Below are 17,679 nucleotides of genomic sequence, written 5' to 3' on the forward strand. Positions count from 1 at the left end.
TAACGGGCGCGGGCCGCGCAGGCAGCGCGGGCGGGAGGTCCGACAGCGCGGGCGCCGGCATCACGATCACGTCGAGCGGAATCTCGATATGCACGGGCCGCGGCCGCGCGCTGGCGAAGACCGCGAATGCACGCGCGAGGACCTGCGGCAGGTCAGCCGCGTCGAGCAGCGTGTGCGAGAACGCGGTGAGCCCCGCGAACACGTCGCGCTGGGACGGCAGCTCGTGCAGGCGGCCGTCGCCGCTGCCGAGTTCGCGTCGCGCGTTGACGCTCGAGATCACCAGCATCGGGATCGAATCCGCGTAGGCCTGTGCCATCGCGGTCGCGATATTGGTCATCCCCGGCCCGGTGATGATGAAGCACACGCCTGGCCGGCCCGTGACGCGTGCATAGCCGTCGGCCATGAAGCCGGCCCCCTGTTCGTGGCGCGGCGTCACGTGGCGGATCGACGATGCGGCGAGGCCGCGATAGAGCTCGACGGTATGCACGCCGGGAATGCCGAACACGCATTCGACACCGTGGCGTTCGAGCAGGTCGACGAGCGCTTCGCCGCAGGTGCGGGGGCGGGCATGGCAGGGCGCCGCCGTGGCCTTGCGGGCCCCGGCGATGGAGGAAACGGTGGCTGGCTGGTTCATGGATCGTGGTGTGCCGATTGGGAGGGTGAGTGGCCCGAACCGCAAACGAGGGGGCATGGTGCGGATTGTCGGCGTCGATCCGGGGTGCCAACAATCGATTAGTTTTCATGCGCGGCATGAGTGCCGTGCATGGCGGCGTCGATTCGCGGTGCCGGCAGCGGACCGCGGGTTTTCACGGAAGAGCGGGTTGCAACGCGCGTCGCAAGGACAGCCCGGCGTTGCATGACGGCATCGACCTGTCTTGCGGGAATGGGGCGTAAATCGGCGACGTACGCGCCGATTGGCGCGGGTGGTTGCACGCCTGGCGCATCGCGAGCGGCTGGCTCACGAATGGCAGGCAGGCGGATGAGCGGGCACGCGGCGCAACCGGCGCAACCGGCATCTTGCGGGGAGATTCTGCCGACGATGGCGCGCCCGGATTCGCCGCGCACGCGACGCCGGTCGGCATGCGAAATCGCATAGTCAACCTGAATAACCGCGGCGAGTGGCGCATAATATTTTGATGTCGACCCTTGGCTGGAAGAGGGTTTTATGCGCTGCGCCCTATGCGGTTCCGAGAATCCTCCCGGTGCGAGGTTCTGCCAGGAATGCCAGGCCGTGCTGTCCCGCACGTGTCCGCACTGCGGACACGACGTCGCGCCGGCGGCCCGCTTCTGCAGCAACTGCGGGGCATCGCTTGCCGCGCCCACGGCGGCATCGCCGCCGTCCCTAGCATCGGTTCGGGAGCCGCCGCCCACGCCCGTTCATTACACGCCCGATCATCTTGCCGAGCGCATCCGTGCCGAACACGCGGCCATGGCCGCGCGCGGCGAACCCGCCGGTGAGCGCAAGACCGTCACCGCGCTGTTCGCCGACATGGCCGGGTCGACCGCGCTGATCCACGATCTCGATCCCGAAGTGGCGCATCGCCTGATCGTGCCCGTGGTCGAGCTGATGATGGAAGCGGTCCATTACTACGAAGGGTACGTCGCCAAATCGCTCGGCGACGGCATCCTTGCGCTGTTCGGCGCACCGATTGCCCACGAAGACCACGCACAGCGCGCGCTCTTCGCTGCATTGCGCATGCAGCAAGCGATGCGGCAGCATGGCGATCGCATTCGTCTGCAGGAAGGCATTCCTCTGCAGATTCGCGTCGGCGTTCACACCGGCGAGGTCGTCGTTCGTTCGATCCGCACCGACGACCTGCACACCGATTACGATCCGCTCGGCCATACGATCCATATCGCGTCGCGGATCGAGGGCATCGCGGCGCCGACGTCGATTCTCGTCAGCGAGTCCACCCACAAGCTGGCCGAAGGCTATTTCGAGTTCAAGGCGCTGGGGGCGACGCAGCTCAAGGGTATTCCCGCGCCGCTGCGCGTCTACGAGGTGCTCGGCCTGGGGGCGTTGCGCACGCGCCTGCAGCTGGCGGCGCATCGCGGTCTCGCGCGCTTCGTCGGCCGTGAAACGGAAATGGAACACCTGAACCGGGCGCGCGAGACCGTGAGCGCCGGACAGGGGCGCGTGGTCGGCGTGGCGGGGGACGCCGGCGTCGGCAAGTCTCGCCTGTTCCACGAGTTCAAGGAGCGATCGCGGTGTGGCGCGCTGGTGCTGGAGACGTTTTCCGTATCGCACGGCAAGGCGTATTCCAATTTGCCGTTGATTGAACTCCTGAAGAATTATTTTCAGATCACGACACAGGACGACGAGCGGCGCTGCCGGGAAAAGGTGATCGGCAAGGCGCTCACGCTCGAGCGCAGTTTCGAGGACCTCGTGCCGTACGTCCTCTATCTGCTTGGCATTGGCGAAGGCGGGCCGGTACTCGTCGAGATGGATCCGCAGATCCGGCGCGAGCGGACCTTCGACGCGATCAGGCAGCTGCTCGCGCGAGAGAGCCGGAATCAGCCGGTCCATCTGCTGTTCGAGGATCTGCAATGGCTGGACCGTGAGACGGAAGCCTTCCTCACCTACCTGATCGACCACGTGCCGGATGCACGCATCCTGCTGCTGGTGAACTACCGTCCCGAGTATCAGCCCGCGTGGGTGCGTGCGGCGCATGGGAGCACGCTGCGGCTCGAACCGCTAGGTCCCGCCGATGCGCAAGGACTGCTCGCGGCGCTGCTCGGCGAGGATCGCACGCTCGTGCCGCTGAAGCAGCTCATCCTGGAGAAGACGGAGGGCAACCCGTTCTTCATGGAGGAGGTGGTCCAGACGCTCGTCGAGGAGCGCTCGCTGCTCGGCGAGGCCGGGCGCTATCGCATCGTGGAGACGCCGGCCACGCTGCACATTCCCACCACCGTGCAGGGCGTGCTCGCGGCTCGTATCGACCGGCTTCCGATCGACGAAAAGGAATTGCTGCAGGCGCTCGCGGTGATCGGCCACGAGTTTCCGTTCAGCCTGATCCGACGGATTTGCGGCGAGGAGACGGCGCGGGACGACGAGCTGCGGCGTCTCCTCGCGCATCTGGAGGCGGCGGAGTTCATCTACGAGTGTCCCGCCTTTCCGGAAGTCAATTACTCGTTCAAGCACGCGCTGACCCAGGAGGTGGCAGGGCGCTCGTTGCTCACGGAGCGGCGTACCGCACTGCACGAGCGCACCGCGCAGGCGATCGAGGTGCTGTTCCCGACACGCATCGCAGATTACTGCAGCGAGCTTGCGCACCACTACAGTCAGAGCGGAAACGTCCCCAAGGCGGTCGAATACCTGCATCGAGCGGCGCAGCAGGCGTTGCGCCATGCGGCCCATCACGATGCGATGAATCATCTCGGCGCAGCGCTGGCGTTGTTGAAGGGCTTGCCCGACACACCGGTGCGCGCGCATTCGGAGTTGGCACTGCTGCTTTCCCTCGGGCCCGTCCTGATGGACGTGCGCGGGTATGGCGCGAACGAGGTGGGCGAGGCCTATCGGCGCGCACTCGAATTGTGCGAGCGCACCGGAGAGGCATCGCAACGCTTCGCGACGCAATTGGGATTGCGGATCCATCACGGGGTGCGTGGCGAGCATGCGCTCGGCCTGGAACTGGGCATGCAGATGCTCAGGACGGCGCGGGAGGCGAACGATCCGGGCCTGCTCATCGAGGCGCATAGCGCGCTGGGTTCGTGCCTGTTTTTTCTGGGCGATTTCGGCGCTACCCGCACCCACGCGGAACAGGCGCTTGCGCTCTACGATCCGGATCAGCATCAGGCACACGCGTTCGCACACGGGGTGGATCCCGGCATCCGGGCACTCTGTTTCCTCATGCTGACGTTGTGGATTCAGGGGTATCCCGACCAGGCGCTCAAACGCAGTGTCGAAGCGCTTGCGCTCGCACAGAAGCTGGCTCATGGGCCGTCTCTCGCGTTCAGCCTGACCTACACGGCGCATCTGCATCAACTGCGGCGGGAGCCGATGCTGGCCGCCGAGCGGGCGGAAGCGGTCATTGCCGTGTCGACCGAGCACGGATTGCCGTACTGGCTCGCGTGGGGGACGCTGCTGCGAGGCTGGGCGACGAGCGTGCAGGGAAACCTCCAGGACGGCATTGCACAGATGCGGCTGGGCCTCGATGCGCAGCGGGCTGCCGGCGGCGAGGATCAACGTCCTTATTCCCTCGCGTTGCTCGCCGACAGCTACTGGCGCGCGGATGACGAGAAGGCCGCACTGGGCATGCTGGACGAGGCCATGGCGATCGTCGAAAAATCCGGCGAGCATTGCTACGAGGCCGAGCTGTACCGGCTCACGGGAACCTGTCTGGCCGGCCGGGCCGGCAACGCTGGCACGGCGCCTGAACGCGACGACGAAGCCATCGACTGCTTTCACAGAGCGATCGCGCGCGCACGCCGGCAGGGTGCCAGGGCGCTGGAACTGCGGGCCGCGTCGGACCTCGCCCGGCTATTGCAGCGACAGGGACGGGCCGAAGAGGCCAGGCAAGTGCTGTCCGACGTATATGGATGCTTCACGGAAGGTTTCGATACAAGCGACCTGCAAGAGGCAAGAGCGCTGCTGGACGCATTGGGCGCGGACGCAGGATGAATGGACCTGCGGCGGTCGACGACGCATCGTGTGACCACGTGCCGTCCGCGAACTGCCGCTGCTCGAGGAGACGGGCATGACAACCACGCACACGAGACGCCGCCACGATGGTCCGCGCAAACCGATCACGCTGGCGCTGCAGGGTGGCGGGATGCACGGTGCATTCACCTGGGGCGTGCTCGATCGTCTGCTCGAAGACGGCAGGCTCGACATCGAGGGTGTCTGTGCCACCAGCGCGGGCGCGATGAATGCTGCCGTGCTCGCGTGCGGGCTGCTGAAAGGGGGCGAGGACGGTGCACGGGAGGCGCTGCACGACTTCTGGCAGGCGGTCGCGCGATCGGCGGAGCGCTACAACCCGTTGCGCTGGGTGCCGTGGCTGAAGGGGACGCACAGCTTCGGGCTCGATCATTCGCCGCTCTATGCATTCACCGACATGATGCTGCGCGTCTTCTCGCCGTATCAGTTCAATCCGAACAACCTGAATCCGCTGCGCGAAGTGCTCGAAAGCCAGGTCGACTTCGACGCGCTGCGCAAGCATTGCCCGATCCGGTTGTATCTCTGCGCCACCAACGTCGAGACGGGGAAGATACGCATCTTCACGGGCGAGGATGTGTGTGCCGACGCGGTGCTGGCATCGGCATGCGTGCCGACATTGTTCCAGGCGGTCGCGATCGACGGTGAGTACTTCTGGGACGGCGGCTACATGGGCAATCCGGCCATCTATCCGCTTATCTACAATTGCGCGACGCGCGACGTCGTGATCGTGCACATCAATCCGCTCGTGCGCCGCGGGGTGCCGATCACGGCCGCGGAAATCCTGAACCGCATCAGCGAGATCAGTTTCAACTCGTCGCTGATGCGCGAGATGCGCGCGATCGCGTTCGTCACCGACCTGATCCAGCAAGGCACGATCAAGCGCGGCGAGATGAAGGAAATGCTGATCCATTCCATTCGCGCCGACGACGCGTTGAGCGCGTTGAGCGTATCGAGCAAGTACAACGCGGACTGGGGATTCTTGAGCGAGCTGCATGACCACGGACGACGCGAAGCCGATGCATGGCTCGCGCATCACTACGGAAACATCGGGCAGCGGTCGAGCATCGACATTCGCAGGGAATTTCTCTGAGCGCATGGCGGTAGCGTCGGCGTGGGGCGAGCATGTGCGGCCGCCACGGGCCAAGGAGCGAACATGAACCAGACGCAGGCGCGGTTCGTCGCGTTGTGGTCGGGCAGCGGCGGGATCCATGCCGAGGAGGTCTATCGCTTGCTGGCGGAAGGCTATGCGGAGCCGATGCGGCATTACCACACGCTCGCACACGTGAAACGCTGCCTGCGTCATGTCGACCTCGCGCGCGGCGCGATGCCCGATCCGGATGCGGTCGAACTCGCGCTCTGGTTCCACGACGTGATCTACGTCCCGGGCGCGAAGAACAACGAGCAGCGCAGCGCCGACTGGTTCCGGCACCTGGCGGCAGGGCGCATCGGCGCGTGCGACCGGATCTGCGCGATGATTCTTGCGACGACCCACGTCGGAATCGCGGCGGAACTGGATACCCGTTTCGTGTGCGACATCGACCTGGCCGTGCTGGGCGCGTCTCGCAGTCGATTTCGCGAAGACGGCCGCCTGCTCCGGGCAGAGCGCCCCGATCTCGACGACCGGGCATACGACCTTCATGAACGGTCGATTCTTCGCTGGCTGCTCGTTCGTCCGCGCATCTATCTGACCGATTTTTTCTACATGCGTTGCGAATCGAGTGCGCGCCGGAATCTGAGCTGGCGGTTGGGGTTGCCGATTCAGGAATAACGGCGACAGACAGTCCGATGCGCCAGGCTGTCTGCCGAACGATCGGGAACGGTCTTCTCGATGAACGGGCGGTTCATTCAATGTCGTCATTGAAGTCGAGCCAAAGCCGGTTGAAATGAAAAATGATTCAAGTGTTTGATTCGAATTAAAAAACGATCAATACGGGACGTTTATTTTTCCGATTTTTGTCGATAAGGTTCGATTCGGTGAAAGTGATTTGTCAGAAAACGCGGCGATCAATCATCGCTTGCCGCGGTTTCATTTGACCGCCGCTTTTGCCGATCCGTGTGCGCGACGACGCGTCGACAGGAATCTCTGCCCGGGATCTTGCGGCAGGCTCGATGTGCGCATATCCATTCCGACATCAATCGCATGAGGGCTCATGAACAAGATCATCCGCAGAGTGGCTGCTTCCGTGTTGCCACGCTCGTTGGCCGGCGTGGCGCTGCTGGTCGCGGCGGCCGGTGCTCACGCGCACGGCCGTTTGACCGAACCGCCTTCGCGCATCGTGCTGTGCACGCAAGGCCAGAATCCGAATTGCCCTGTCGACGCGTGGCACGCGAACGCGATGGAGAACGGCAAGTTCTTCCCCGCGACGCAAAGCGGCCTGTCCGATCCGTTCGCGCCGGCCGACGCGAAGAATGCCGCACCGCCGGCGGACGGCGAAATCGCCGGCGCCAGCACGAATGGCCCGCTGCCCGTGCTGAACGAGCAGTCGCCGAGCCGCTGGCAGAAGATCCCGCTACGGCCGGGCGCGTTGCAGAATTTCAAATGGGAATTCAGCGCCGTGCACAAGACGCGTCGCTGGAACTACTTCATTACACGGGCCGACTGGAACCCGTCGGAAAAGCTGACGCGCGCGCAGTTCGAGCCCACGCCGTTCTGCACGATCCAGAATCCCGGCCAGCCCTACTGGGATCCGAACGCGAACCTGGTGCCGCAGCAGCCGACCATTCACCAATGCCGGTTGCCGATGCGTAGCGGTTACCACGTCATCCTGGCGGTCTGGGAAGTTGCGGATACGGCGATGGCGTTCTATCAGGTCGTCGACGCGACGTTCACCAATGGCGATACGACACGCAGCCCGTTCTGATACGGCCGCGACATGACGCACCCGGCGCTGGCCGGGGCGTCATGGATCGAAGCACGCCTGACACGGCAACCGGTTACCCGGCGACCACCTGGTTGCGACCGAGATGCTTCGCGCGGTACAGGCGTTCGTCCGCCTTGCGCAGGATCGCGTCGATCGTCTCGCCGTCCCGACCGAATTCGGAGGCGCCGACGCTCACGGTGACCGTGATCGGTTCGCCGATGCCTGCTTCGAACGGCGCGCCCGCGATCGCGGCGCGGATGCGTTCGCCGATCGACTGGGCGGTGTCCAGCTCGGCTTGCGGCAGCAGCACCATGAATTCCTCTCCGCCCACCCGCGCGACGCCATCGTACGGCCGGATCGCATCGACGCATTTGTCGACGAAGCGTTGCAACACCTGGTCGCCCGCCTGATGCCCGTAACTGTCGTTGATCGCCTTGAAGTGGTCGAGATCGAGCGCGAGCAACGAGAACGGCGCGCCATTGCGCTTGGCGCGGCTGATTTCCGCTTCCACGCTTTCGATGAATTGCCGCCGGTTGGTCGCGCCCGTGAGCGGGTCCGTGGCCGCCAGATGCTCGAGTTTTTCGTTGGTCCGTTGCAGCGCCTGCAGCGCGCGCTCCGTCCTGGCCATCGCCTCCCGCAACCGGGCAAACAGTTCTGCCTGGCTGTAGATCTTCGAAAACGAACGGGTCGTTTGAAAGGCCTGCACCACGCCGAAACTGAGCAGGAAGAAGCCGGCCGCGAAAATCGCATGCGCCAGCCACCACATGTGATTCCACGGCCGCCCGAGGATGAAGGCGAGCGACGAGAGCGCGAACGACGTGACCGAGATGCCGTAGATCGTCATCAGCGGCGAGCGGATGCGGCGCACGACCAGCGCGACGACGTTTACGACCGAGAGCAACAGTGCGCCGCCCTCCATCGACAGGCGTACCCACAGGTTGCCGGCCACGGGAGAGAAGGCGATCACGGCGACCGCAACGTCGACGAGCCCGAACAGGGCGAGCCAGGGTAACCAGATGCGGGGATCGGCGCGGGTGGCCGCGCTGTCGGCTTGGCGACTGTAGGTGAGCTGCCCGACCAGGAGCAGGATCGACATGGTCAGGCGCGACGCCGGCCCGTACAGCAGGAACAGCCAGATATTGTGATGCGCCATGCCGGTGAACGCGCCGTGCAACGCATAGACGAGCGAAAAGCCCAGAAAGCCCAGCGTAAGCCAGCGTAGCAACGGCTCGCCCGACAGGCGATAGCAGCGCCAGCAGACATACGTGACGAACGCGCCTTCGAGCGTGGCGGCCGCAATGGCCAGTTCGTGAAAGGCGTGATTCTCGAATTTCAGCGACGGGTCCTGGAAGAAGTACAGGTAGGCGATCAGATACGCAGGCACCAGTGCGAAGCCGACCAGCAGGAGCCTCGCGTACACCCGGGTGACCAGTTGGGCGGTGCGGGTCGACGCTTGGGTGGCGGCATTGACGGTCATGTTCGGCCTCCGGGTTCGGTGGATGCATCAAGGGCAAGAACGGCAACGTCACGTCATGACGGATCGGCCGTCAAAACGATGAGGCAAATGCATGTCGTCTTAATTTCGCCGATTTGAACAATCGGCCCAATGGCTGCGAGATATCTGTTTGAATTATCGAATGGCGACAATTGCAATATGGCAATGCGAACGCGTGAATATTTCGGATTTCGATATTGGTCGAAATAATCGATTCCAGGGTTGATGCCTGATGATTATGTAGTATAACAAAGCGAAGCGAGGGCGCCGGAGTGAAGCTTTACTACATTGGCCCTTGCGGCAGACCCGCCATCGCGGGCCGGTGCGACAACTTCACGATACCGCGTGCATCGCGTTGTTAAGGACATCCGGTCCCGAACGAAAGTGGGGGATGACATGCTTCATCAGCATTGACCGAAGTCGTAGCGTTTTCCGTCGTTGATATAAAAAGCAGGATCAGTATAGAAATTTTTCATCGAATGGCAATTTGTAAGGTTGATTTCTTCTGAATTCGACCTGGGCGGAGCTTTGTCAATCGAAAGGGGGCGCCACGAACCAGATGCGGCGCCGCAGGCAGTTACACGGCGCTGAAAGGCCAGGACCTGGTCACCGGGGGACGCCAGGATTGATTCGATTGCGGTATTTGATCGGTACTCCGTATCAATAATGCAGGCGCTCGCCGTCCATGGCGCGTGGCGGGTTTCCGTTACGTCCGTGCGGGCGGAGCGCGTCTTCCTGAAATATTCTCCGGCACGGTCTGCGTGAAAGACAGGTGCCGGTCATGCGTACAACACGATGAGGGCATGAAAATGAAGAACAAGCGAACCGGAATCATGAAGCGCTCGACCTTGAGGGGCGCGCTGGCGCTTTTGCTGGCAGGGTCGTTTTTCGGCACCGGCGCCGCCGTGGCGGCCGGAACGAGTACCGGCACGGCGCCGGCATTCGTCTATAGCCCGTACAAGGACGCGACGATTTCGATGAACTGGAACACGAACGTCATCTCGACGAACGTCACGGGTCAGTTGAGCCCGGTGCTGTCGGTGCTGCCAACCGGTGTACGTACGCTGACGCTCGCATTCGCGACCGGCGAATGCGGCAGCGAGAACTGGGCGGGCGTCGACGGCGGCGCGATGGCGGCCGCCAATGTGCCGCTTTTCACCGCGGCCAACGTGAATTACGTGATTTCCACCGGCGGCGCGGCCGGCATGTTCACGTGCGGGACGGATGCGGGCATGGCGGCCTTCATCAATCGTTATGCGTCGAGCAACCTGATCGGGATCGATTTCGATATCGAGGGCGGGCAGACCCAACAGGTGATCAACGATCTCGTCCAGCGCGTGGCAGTCGCCCAGCAGAATTATCCCGGCCTGCGCTTCAGCTTCACGCTGGCCACACTGGCGCCCTCCCAGCAAGGCGCGACTACGGCCAGCTCCTGGGGCGCAAACGCACCCGACAGTTTCAACGTGTATGGCGACTGGGTCATGCAGGCGATCCAGGCCTACGGCCTGAAGAACTACACCATCGACCTGATGACGATGGACTACGGGTCGGCCAGTGCGGGGAACTGTGTGGTTGCGAATGGCACCTGCCAGATGGGGCAGTCGGCGATCCAGGCGGCAATGAACCTGCACGATCACTGGGGTGTCCCGTACAGCCAGATCGAGCTGACGCCGATGATCGGCGGCAACGATGTGGCCGGCGAAACCTTCACGCCGTCGGACGCCGACACAGTGGCGCAGTTCGTGAAACAGAATGGTCTCGTGGGTGTCCACTTCTGGTCGTTCGACCGTGACGTCGATTGTCCGCCCGGCGCCGCATCGTCGACGTGCAACTCCATCGGCGGCGTCGGTACGCTCGGCTATACGAACCGGTTTGCCAACGGCCTGGCGCCCGGCAAATGAACGACGATGGGCCAGGGAGGAGACCACGCGGGCCGTCCGCATCATTGCGATGCAGTGTCCCGTGGTCTCCGATTTCCGCGACCGGCAACCGGTGAAATGGCAGAGTGCCTCCGTTGAGCGGCAACTGCCGCTCAAATCATCGAGGTCAACCGGTGAGCCCTCCGGATAGTGCGCTCGAGTGTCGACGGCCGGGCCGCCGACACTCGCCGGACGGGATCGTCGGGGCGGAGGGTCAGCGTCCGCCCCCGGACGACGCGCCACGCTTGTCGAAGAAATGCCCCATCAGTTCGAGCAGCGGCCGGCGTCGCTTGGTCACGGCGAAGGCCCACTCGTGGGTCTGGCGCGGCGCCTCGACGGTCGACACGGCATCGAGAAGCCGTTGTGCGCGAGGCAGGTCGTACCACGGCAACCAGGGATACGCATGATGGGCGACGTGAAGATTGAAATTCAGGATCACCCAGCGTGACCAGAGGGGAACGTTGGCGCAGCTGTGCGACACCACGTCCTGCTCCCAGAGCGGCGGGCGTGCCGCGTCGTCGGCCAGCAGCGGGATCTCGGCGTGATGCGGAAGATTGAGCAGTTCGACGGCCATCAGCAACACGATCCACAGGATCGCCGAGAACGCGATGAGGCTGCCGAGCACGCCCGCGCGATACGCGAGCGCGCCGACGGCCGCATAGCCGGCCAGGTAGATCGCGCTGAATGCGATCTCGGTATTAGATTTCGCGCGGTTTGCAGGCGTATCGCGTTGCAGGAACGGCGTAATCCAGTGGCTGAGGAAATGGTTGAACGCCATCATCGGGATCCAGTGCCGCCAGATGAATTCGAGCGTACGCGCGCCGCGTTCCGTCATCACGGAGAACTTCTGGATCATCTTGCGATTCTCCGGATCCCGTGACGGGTGCGCGGTCCACGCGTGATGGCCCAGATGCGTTTTGCGCCGCGGCAGGTACGGCAACCCGATGATCCATCCGCAGAGATGCCCGATGGCCTCGTTGCAACCGTGCGAACGCGATGCGGCGTTGTGCAGTGCCTCGTGCATGATCAGATAGAGGTGAATCAGCGCGAGCATGGCGACGACGAGTGCCGCGAGACGTCCGAGCCCGCCGGCGAGCCAAAGCAGCCACGCAGCGGCAAGCAATGCGATATCGGCGAGCCACAGCGCGAGCGTGACGTTTCCGGTGGGCCCGTTCGGCAATGTCGCCTTGATCGAGCGCCATTCGTCTTTGGTCATGTGCTACCTCGAGTGAGTGATTGGAGTGGGGCGCGGCATATTGCCGGCGCAGAGGTCAGGCGGACAGGATGCGTTGGCCGATCTCGCGGTACGCGGCATCGAGCATGTCGATGTGTTCGTCGAGTCCGTTCTTGCTCGCGAAGCCGTTATCCCGCCGGGCGAGCAGCAGGCAGTCGTAGCGCGCGCCGCGGCTCCAGTGCCACGCCGGCAAATAGGCGGTGATGCGGAATCCGGCTTCGAGCATCGCCTTGACCAGGGTCAGCTTGTCGGCGAGCACGATCGCGCCGACATAGGTCGTCGTGCTGCGCCGTTTCAGGAAACGAAGCAGATCGGCCGCGACATCGCGCTCGGTCATGAACGGGCCGCCGACATGCTGGCAGAGATAAATCGCATCGGCCCGCTCGTCGACGCGAAACGTGAAGCCATCCGAGTAATCGTCCCCATGCCCCCAGAAACAGATATCGGGGTAGGGTTCCGGCGTACCAGCCAGACCGAGCGGTTCGAAGATCGCGCTGCGCAGAACCTCGGATTCGCGGAATATCGGGGAGAGCGGCAAGTAGTGCCTGAAGCGCGGCGCACGGAATTTTTCGATCGCGATGACGTGATGTTCACGCACGCCATGCGCGCTGTCGGGCGACCCGTCGTGTCCGACCACGACGCCATCGACATGACGCTGCAACGCACGCAGCGCGATATCGGTGCGGGCAATCGCGAATGCCAGGTCATGGTCCGCGGCCGGCATCGTGTCGATCGCGGATTGCATCAGCGCCGACAGTACGCCCAGGTGACGATGGTGCCGGGAAATCATCGCGCGGCCGTATTCCCACGAGCGATTCTGCGCGTTGTAGCAGACGCTCATGCAACCGATCGCGGCTTGCGTCTCCTCTTCGGCGACAAACCAAAGTTCCGACTTGTTCGATACGGCGCTCCTCACGTAGCCCGCATCGAGACAGGGGTGTGACGAGTCGCCATATTCCCGTTCGAACAGCGCGCAAATGCTCGATGTGTCCGACACCGTTCCGCGACGTACCCGCAATTGCCGGTGGCCGCTGCCGCTGGGCTTGACGCTATTCCTGCCTGCCATGTTGCTGCCAATTGAATTCATCGCGTTGCTTGCCCTGGTGTTGGTTGATGGCTGCGCCAGTCGAGTGGCGACCTGCGCATCGTCGGCGACGACTTTAATTAGCATTACGTTTGATTGTCAAACAAATTTAATCGACATGACTATTGTTAATTTCATTTGAATGATGAGGGTGATGGTTGTGGAAAATGATAATTAAGTCAGGGGGCGAATGGGTGGGAGGCGCTTGCGTGGCGGGCATTTGGGCTGGTTTCCCCGCATTGCATGAAATGGCGTTGAGGAAATGAAGGCGGCGCCGCGAATTGCCGTCCGGGATTGAACAATTCGGTCCAGTGATCGAATTGTTGAAAATCGGTTTTTCATGAGATCGGTTCCAGTTTTGATTTTGGAGTCAAATTTATTTTATTTTTCGTTTTGATGAATTAATGACGCAAATATAGAGTTCCCGATTCTGCCGGCCGCCGACGCGCTTCGACTGCTCCTGATCATCGCGAGGTTGACGGCCTGCCGCCGTCCGCGATGCCGACAAAAATCGACAAATCGGAACAGATGGGCGTGGTGTTCCCGCCTACCATCCGCACGTACCTCGCGCATTCCCGTACCACTGCAGCATCGGTAGCGACATCGCCCGCATTCCGCTGCACGCGTCTTCCTCGCACCCTCGCATCCTCATAAGCCGCCAACAGGCAAAGGATTCGCCATGTCCGCAAGATCGTTCGCTTCATTCGTGCTGATGCTGCTGCTGGCGGCGTGCGGCGGCGACTCGGATTCGTCCGTGCCCGGCAGCGCGTTCGCGGCCGCCTCGGCACGTGCGGCGCAGGCCACCGCGTGGAAGCCGCTCGTACCCGGCACGAGCTGGCAATGGCAGATCGACGGCAACCGGATCAACGAGAAGGTGCTGGACGGCGTGAGCAACCCGCGCAAGATGTTCGACGTCGACATGGAGCAGACCGATGCCGGCACGATCCAGCGCCTGAAGGCGAAGGGTGTTTATGTCGTCTGCTACATGGAGGTGGGCGGGCGGGAAGATAACCGAGGAGACGCCGCCAGGTTTCCGGACAGCGTGCTCGGCAACCCCGTCGAAGGATACGAGGATCACGAACGCTGGCTGGACATTCGCCAGACCGCGATCCTGATGCCGCTGATGCTGGCGCGCCTCGACCAGGCTAAGAAGAAGGGCTGCGACGGCATCGAGCCGGACCTCGACGACAGCTATCGCCAGGAAACGGGCTTTCCGCTGACGCGTGACGATCAGCTGCGATACAACACGGCGCTGATCGCTGCCGCGCATGATCGCGGGATGTCGATGGGCCTCAAGAACGGCTCGGGTATCGCGACAGCGATGGCGAAAGTGGCCGACTGGGCGCTCAATGAACAATGCAACCGATTCCACGAGTGCGGCGACTACGCGAGCTTCATCGCGCTGAACAAGGCCGTGTTCAATGTCGAATACACGCGTCCGGACGGCATGAAGCTCGCGGATTTCTGCCCGGCGGACAATCAGGCCAATTTCGACGGCATTCTGAAACTGTCGAGCGACACGCTCTCGGCGCTGCCGCGCGCGGCTTGCCGGTTCGAGTGAGCGGCGGGGCGTGGAGGACGGGCGTCTTCACGGCGAAGCGTGCGGGTTTGCCGCGCACGTGCCGGTCCTGACAGCTGCATCGCGATCGAGCGTCGCGGGGTAGCCGCGGAACGGGCAGCACGCGACGCTGATTTCTGTTGGGCGAGTCGGGGGCTATTTCGCGCGCTCGCACTCACTCGATGATTGGCGTCAAGGTGGATTGGCTGGCATGCCTGTCGGACGACGGCTGCCGGATCGTAGCGTGCCTCGCCGGGTGCGATCGCTTCGACAGTGATGACGACACGGGCATCGCGACGTGCTCGAACCGATCGCGCGGAGCCGGCTGACGCGAGAGTCGCTCGATCACGACGCGCGGGTAGCGCGCGGTGTGCCGCGGGACGATGGATTGCGAATCCCTTGCAACGGATGTCGGTTTCGTACGGTGCGGGCTCGTGCATGGAATTCGCTTGCGTTCGCATCGATCCATTGCTATCACAGTGACTCGGGTCGCCACGCCGCTACCGGCGTGGCCTTTTTCATCTGCGTGAACCTGTCCACGAAAGGAGACGATCACGGTGACTGCGCCCATTGCCAAAAAAATCATGATCATTCGTCACGCGGAAAAGCCGGACGACAACGGCAAGCCGTACGGCGTGAACGCGAACGGGGAGCAGGACAAGGAGAGCCTGATTCCGCTCGGCTGGCAACGCGCCGGCGCGCTGGTTGCGTTGTTCGATCCCGCGCGAGGCCCGCTGCAGAGCGCGGCGCTCGCGAAGCCCGGCGTGTTGTTCGCGGCGGCCGTCGCGCCGCATGCAAAGAGCAGGCGGCCGACCGAAACGGTCACGCCGCTGAGCCAGCGCATACCGCTCGAGCTCGACACGACCTATACGAAAGGGCAGGAGGCCGACGTCGCGACGGCGGCGCAGCGCAGCCAGGGCGTCGTGCTGATCTGCTGGCAGCACGAGGACATCCCCGCGATCGCCGCCCATCTGCCGTTGTCGAACGGACCGGTGCCGTCGAAGTGGCCGGGCGAGCGCTTCGACATCGTCTGGGTGTTCGACCTGCAGCCGGGTGCCGGGCGCTACGCGTTCAGCCAGGTGCCGCAGCAACTGCTGGCAGGCGACCTGCCGTCGGTCATTGCGTCGTGACGTGCGTGTATTTGCCGTGACGAGGTCGGCGAGGAAACCACGGCGACAGTGATCGCCGGGCAGAGCCTTGCGAAGCGCGGCCTCAAGGGGAAGCAAGGTCGCGCGCGAGGCCGCCGGGCGGCCCCGGTGCACGCCGGCACCCAGGACCGTCCGGCGTCTCGATCAGAACTTGTGACGCAGCCCCAGCGCGACGATCTCCTGCGACTTCGTGCCGGCGTAGCCGTACGAACCGATCGATGCCTGCGCATCCTGTGTGACCAGCTGCCCGCTCGCATTCACGACCTGCTGCTGGCCGCTCGCATGCTGGTACGCGCCGATCAGATAGAGGTCGGTACGCTTCGACAGCGAATAGTCGGCGCCCACCGACACCTGGTGATACTTCGCGTCGACGTTGCCGCTCGCCTTCGTGTACGCATAGCCGATGCCGAGCAGCAGCGGCGCCGATGCCTGGTACGTGACGAACGCGCGGCCGGTGTTGTACTTCTGCGTGTTGGCGAAGCCGGCGAGCGAATCGCCGTCGCGCCGGTACTGCGCGTTGCTGTAGCCGACGCCCAGCGTGACCGGGCCGATCGCATACTGCCCCGCGACCTGCGCGATGCCGATGCTCTTCGCGCTCAGGTAGCCGCTGTTGATCGGGCCGTCGAAGATCGCGTCGGATGAACCGCTCCAGCCCGTGGCGCGTGCGGCGCCGTTCACGTTGTTGGTGTAGAAGTAGCCGCCGGCGATGCCCAGCGGGCCGTTGTTGTACGCGGCTGCGATGGCGTACGTCAGGCCCGAGCCCGTCGAGCCGGCGACGCCGCCGAAGCCGTACATCGCCTCGACCTGCAGGCCGGACAGCACCGGCGACGTGTACTTGACCGTGTTGCTCACGCGCAGGCTGTTGTCGTTGTTGTCGACGTCGCCCGGCGTTGCGAAGATGCCGCCGAAATAGTTGTCGCCGGTGACGCCCTGAACCAGGTCGACGATCGGGTCGTACTGGCGGCCCAGCGTGACGGTGCCGTACTGGCTGCTCTGCAGGCCGACGAACGCCTGGCGGCCGAACATGCGACCGCCCTGGCCGAGGCGGCCGGTGCCGGAATTGAAACCGCTTTCGAGCTGGAACACGGTCTTCAGGCCGCCGCCCAGATCCTCGCTGCCCTTCATGCCCCAGCGGCTGCCCGACAGGTTGCCGCTGCCCATTTGCCACAGATTATTGCCGGTGCCGCTGTTGCCGTGAACGTACGTGATCGACGTGTCGATTACGCCGTACAGCGCGACGTTCGACTGTGCGTGCGCCACGCCGGCGACACCCAGCAGCGACAGCGAGAGAGCGGACAGTGCGAACTTCTTCATCGTTGAATTTTTCATGCGAAAGCGGTGCTTGATTAATTAAGGACTGTGAATCGATTGAATGGTCGATCCGAGCGCTCGCGGCGATCCATTCGACCCTTCGTTGTGTCCGTCGGCCGGATGCCCGACGACGCGGCTTCCGGAGACACGGCAGTGTTGCGGCCCTCGGTGACATGTCCATGAAAAACCACAAAAGAGCATGAATTGGCTGAAATTGCCACGTCGCGTTACGGGCGACGGAGATCCGTTGCGGATGCGTGGCAAGGCAGAGGGGCACGTCGCGTGGATTGCTGTTCCGATGGACGAGCGAATCGTGTTCGAGCAATACGGTCACTGCTTTTTCGGTCGGTCATCCATATACCGGCGGTGGAATGGATCAACGTGATTGCAGCGTGCGCGCGTGCATCAGACC

13 protein-coding genes are annotated in these 17,679 nt (G+C 63.6%); 8 read left to right on the plus strand and 5 right to left on the minus strand.

The features are described from left to right. On the minus strand, window positions 1-634 hold a 634-nt coding region (locus G3N99_RS00005; RefSeq protein ID WP_277396300.1), incomplete at its 3' end, for a thiamine pyrophosphate-binding protein. A gap of 531 nt (window positions 635-1,165) precedes the next feature. Here G3N99_RS00005 and G3N99_RS00010 point away from each other — a divergent pair. From G3N99_RS00010 to G3N99_RS00025, 4 genes are all read left to right on the plus strand, one after another. Next, the gene (locus G3N99_RS00010) at window positions 1,166-4,621 is read left to right on the plus strand and encodes an adenylate/guanylate cyclase domain-containing protein (RefSeq protein WP_206121258.1); all 3,456 of its coding nucleotides are present in this window, start codon (window positions 1,166-1,168) and stop codon (window positions 4,619-4,621) included. A 76-nt stretch (window positions 4,622-4,697) separates the two neighbouring features. Next, window positions 4,698-5,747: a patatin-like phospholipase family protein gene (locus G3N99_RS00015; RefSeq protein ID WP_174932284.1), complete on the plus strand. Its 1,050-nt coding sequence runs from the start codon at window positions 4,698-4,700 to the stop codon at window positions 5,745-5,747. Window positions 5,748-5,810: 63 nt separating this feature from the next. Next, window positions 5,811-6,425, plus strand: coding sequence for a hypothetical protein (locus tag G3N99_RS00020; protein WP_174938006.1), 615 nt, complete (start codon window positions 5,811-5,813; stop codon window positions 6,423-6,425). A gap of 382 nt (window positions 6,426-6,807) precedes the next feature. Further along, on the plus strand, window positions 6,808-7,518 hold the full coding sequence (locus G3N99_RS00025) for a lytic polysaccharide monooxygenase (RefSeq protein WP_241011325.1): 711 nt from the start codon (window positions 6,808-6,810) through the stop codon (window positions 7,516-7,518). Window positions 7,519-7,591: 73 nt separating this feature from the next. Here the strand turns inward: G3N99_RS00025 and G3N99_RS00030 are convergent, their stop codons facing one another. Next, entirely contained in the window at window positions 7,592-8,995 is a 1,404-nt protein-coding gene (locus G3N99_RS00030; RefSeq protein ID WP_174932288.1) for a GGDEF domain-containing protein, read from the minus strand. An 827-nt stretch (window positions 8,996-9,822) separates the two neighbouring features. Between G3N99_RS00030 and G3N99_RS00035 the strand changes: the two genes are divergently transcribed. Beyond that, the gene (locus G3N99_RS00035; protein ID WP_174933699.1) at window positions 9,823-10,914 is read left to right on the plus strand and encodes a chitinase; all 1,092 of its coding nucleotides are present in this window, start codon (window positions 9,823-9,825) and stop codon (window positions 10,912-10,914) included. A gap of 232 nt (window positions 10,915-11,146) precedes the next feature. Here the strand turns inward: G3N99_RS00035 and G3N99_RS00040 are convergent, their stop codons facing one another. Further along, window positions 11,147-12,148, minus strand: a complete 1,002-nt coding sequence (locus G3N99_RS00040; protein ID WP_206121259.1) for a fatty acid desaturase — start codon at window positions 12,146-12,148, stop codon at window positions 11,147-11,149. A gap of 55 nt (window positions 12,149-12,203) precedes the next feature. Beyond that, window positions 12,204-13,007, minus strand: a complete 804-nt coding sequence (locus G3N99_RS00045; RefSeq protein WP_241011326.1) for a hypothetical protein — start codon at window positions 13,005-13,007, stop codon at window positions 12,204-12,206. A gap of 136 nt (window positions 13,008-13,143) precedes the next feature. Between G3N99_RS00045 and G3N99_RS00050 the strand changes: the two genes are divergently transcribed. From G3N99_RS00050 to G3N99_RS00060, 3 genes are all read left to right on the plus strand, one after another. Next, window positions 13,144-13,392 (plus strand): hypothetical protein, encoded by a 249-nt coding sequence (locus G3N99_RS00050; protein WP_174937973.1) that lies wholly within the window; start codon window positions 13,144-13,146, stop codon window positions 13,390-13,392. A gap of 537 nt (window positions 13,393-13,929) precedes the next feature. Next, entirely contained in the window at window positions 13,930-14,811 is an 882-nt protein-coding gene (locus tag G3N99_RS00055; RefSeq protein WP_206121260.1) for an endo alpha-1,4 polygalactosaminidase, read from the plus strand. Between the two features lie 554 nt (window positions 14,812-15,365). Next, on the plus strand, window positions 15,366-15,938 hold the full coding sequence (locus tag G3N99_RS00060; protein ID WP_206121261.1) for a hypothetical protein: 573 nt from the start codon (window positions 15,366-15,368) through the stop codon (window positions 15,936-15,938). Window positions 15,939-16,100: 162 nt separating this feature from the next. Here the strand turns inward: G3N99_RS00060 and G3N99_RS00065 are convergent, their stop codons facing one another. Then, window positions 16,101-17,270, minus strand: a complete 1,170-nt coding sequence (locus tag G3N99_RS00065; RefSeq protein ID WP_206121262.1) for a porin — start codon at window positions 17,268-17,270, stop codon at window positions 16,101-16,103. Window positions 17,271-17,679: the final 409 nt, after the last annotated feature.

Origin of the sequence: Burkholderia sp. Ac-20392, from assembly GCF_017104585.1 — a bacterium.
GTDB lineage: Bacteria > Pseudomonadota > Gammaproteobacteria > Burkholderiales > Burkholderiaceae > Burkholderia > Burkholderia lata.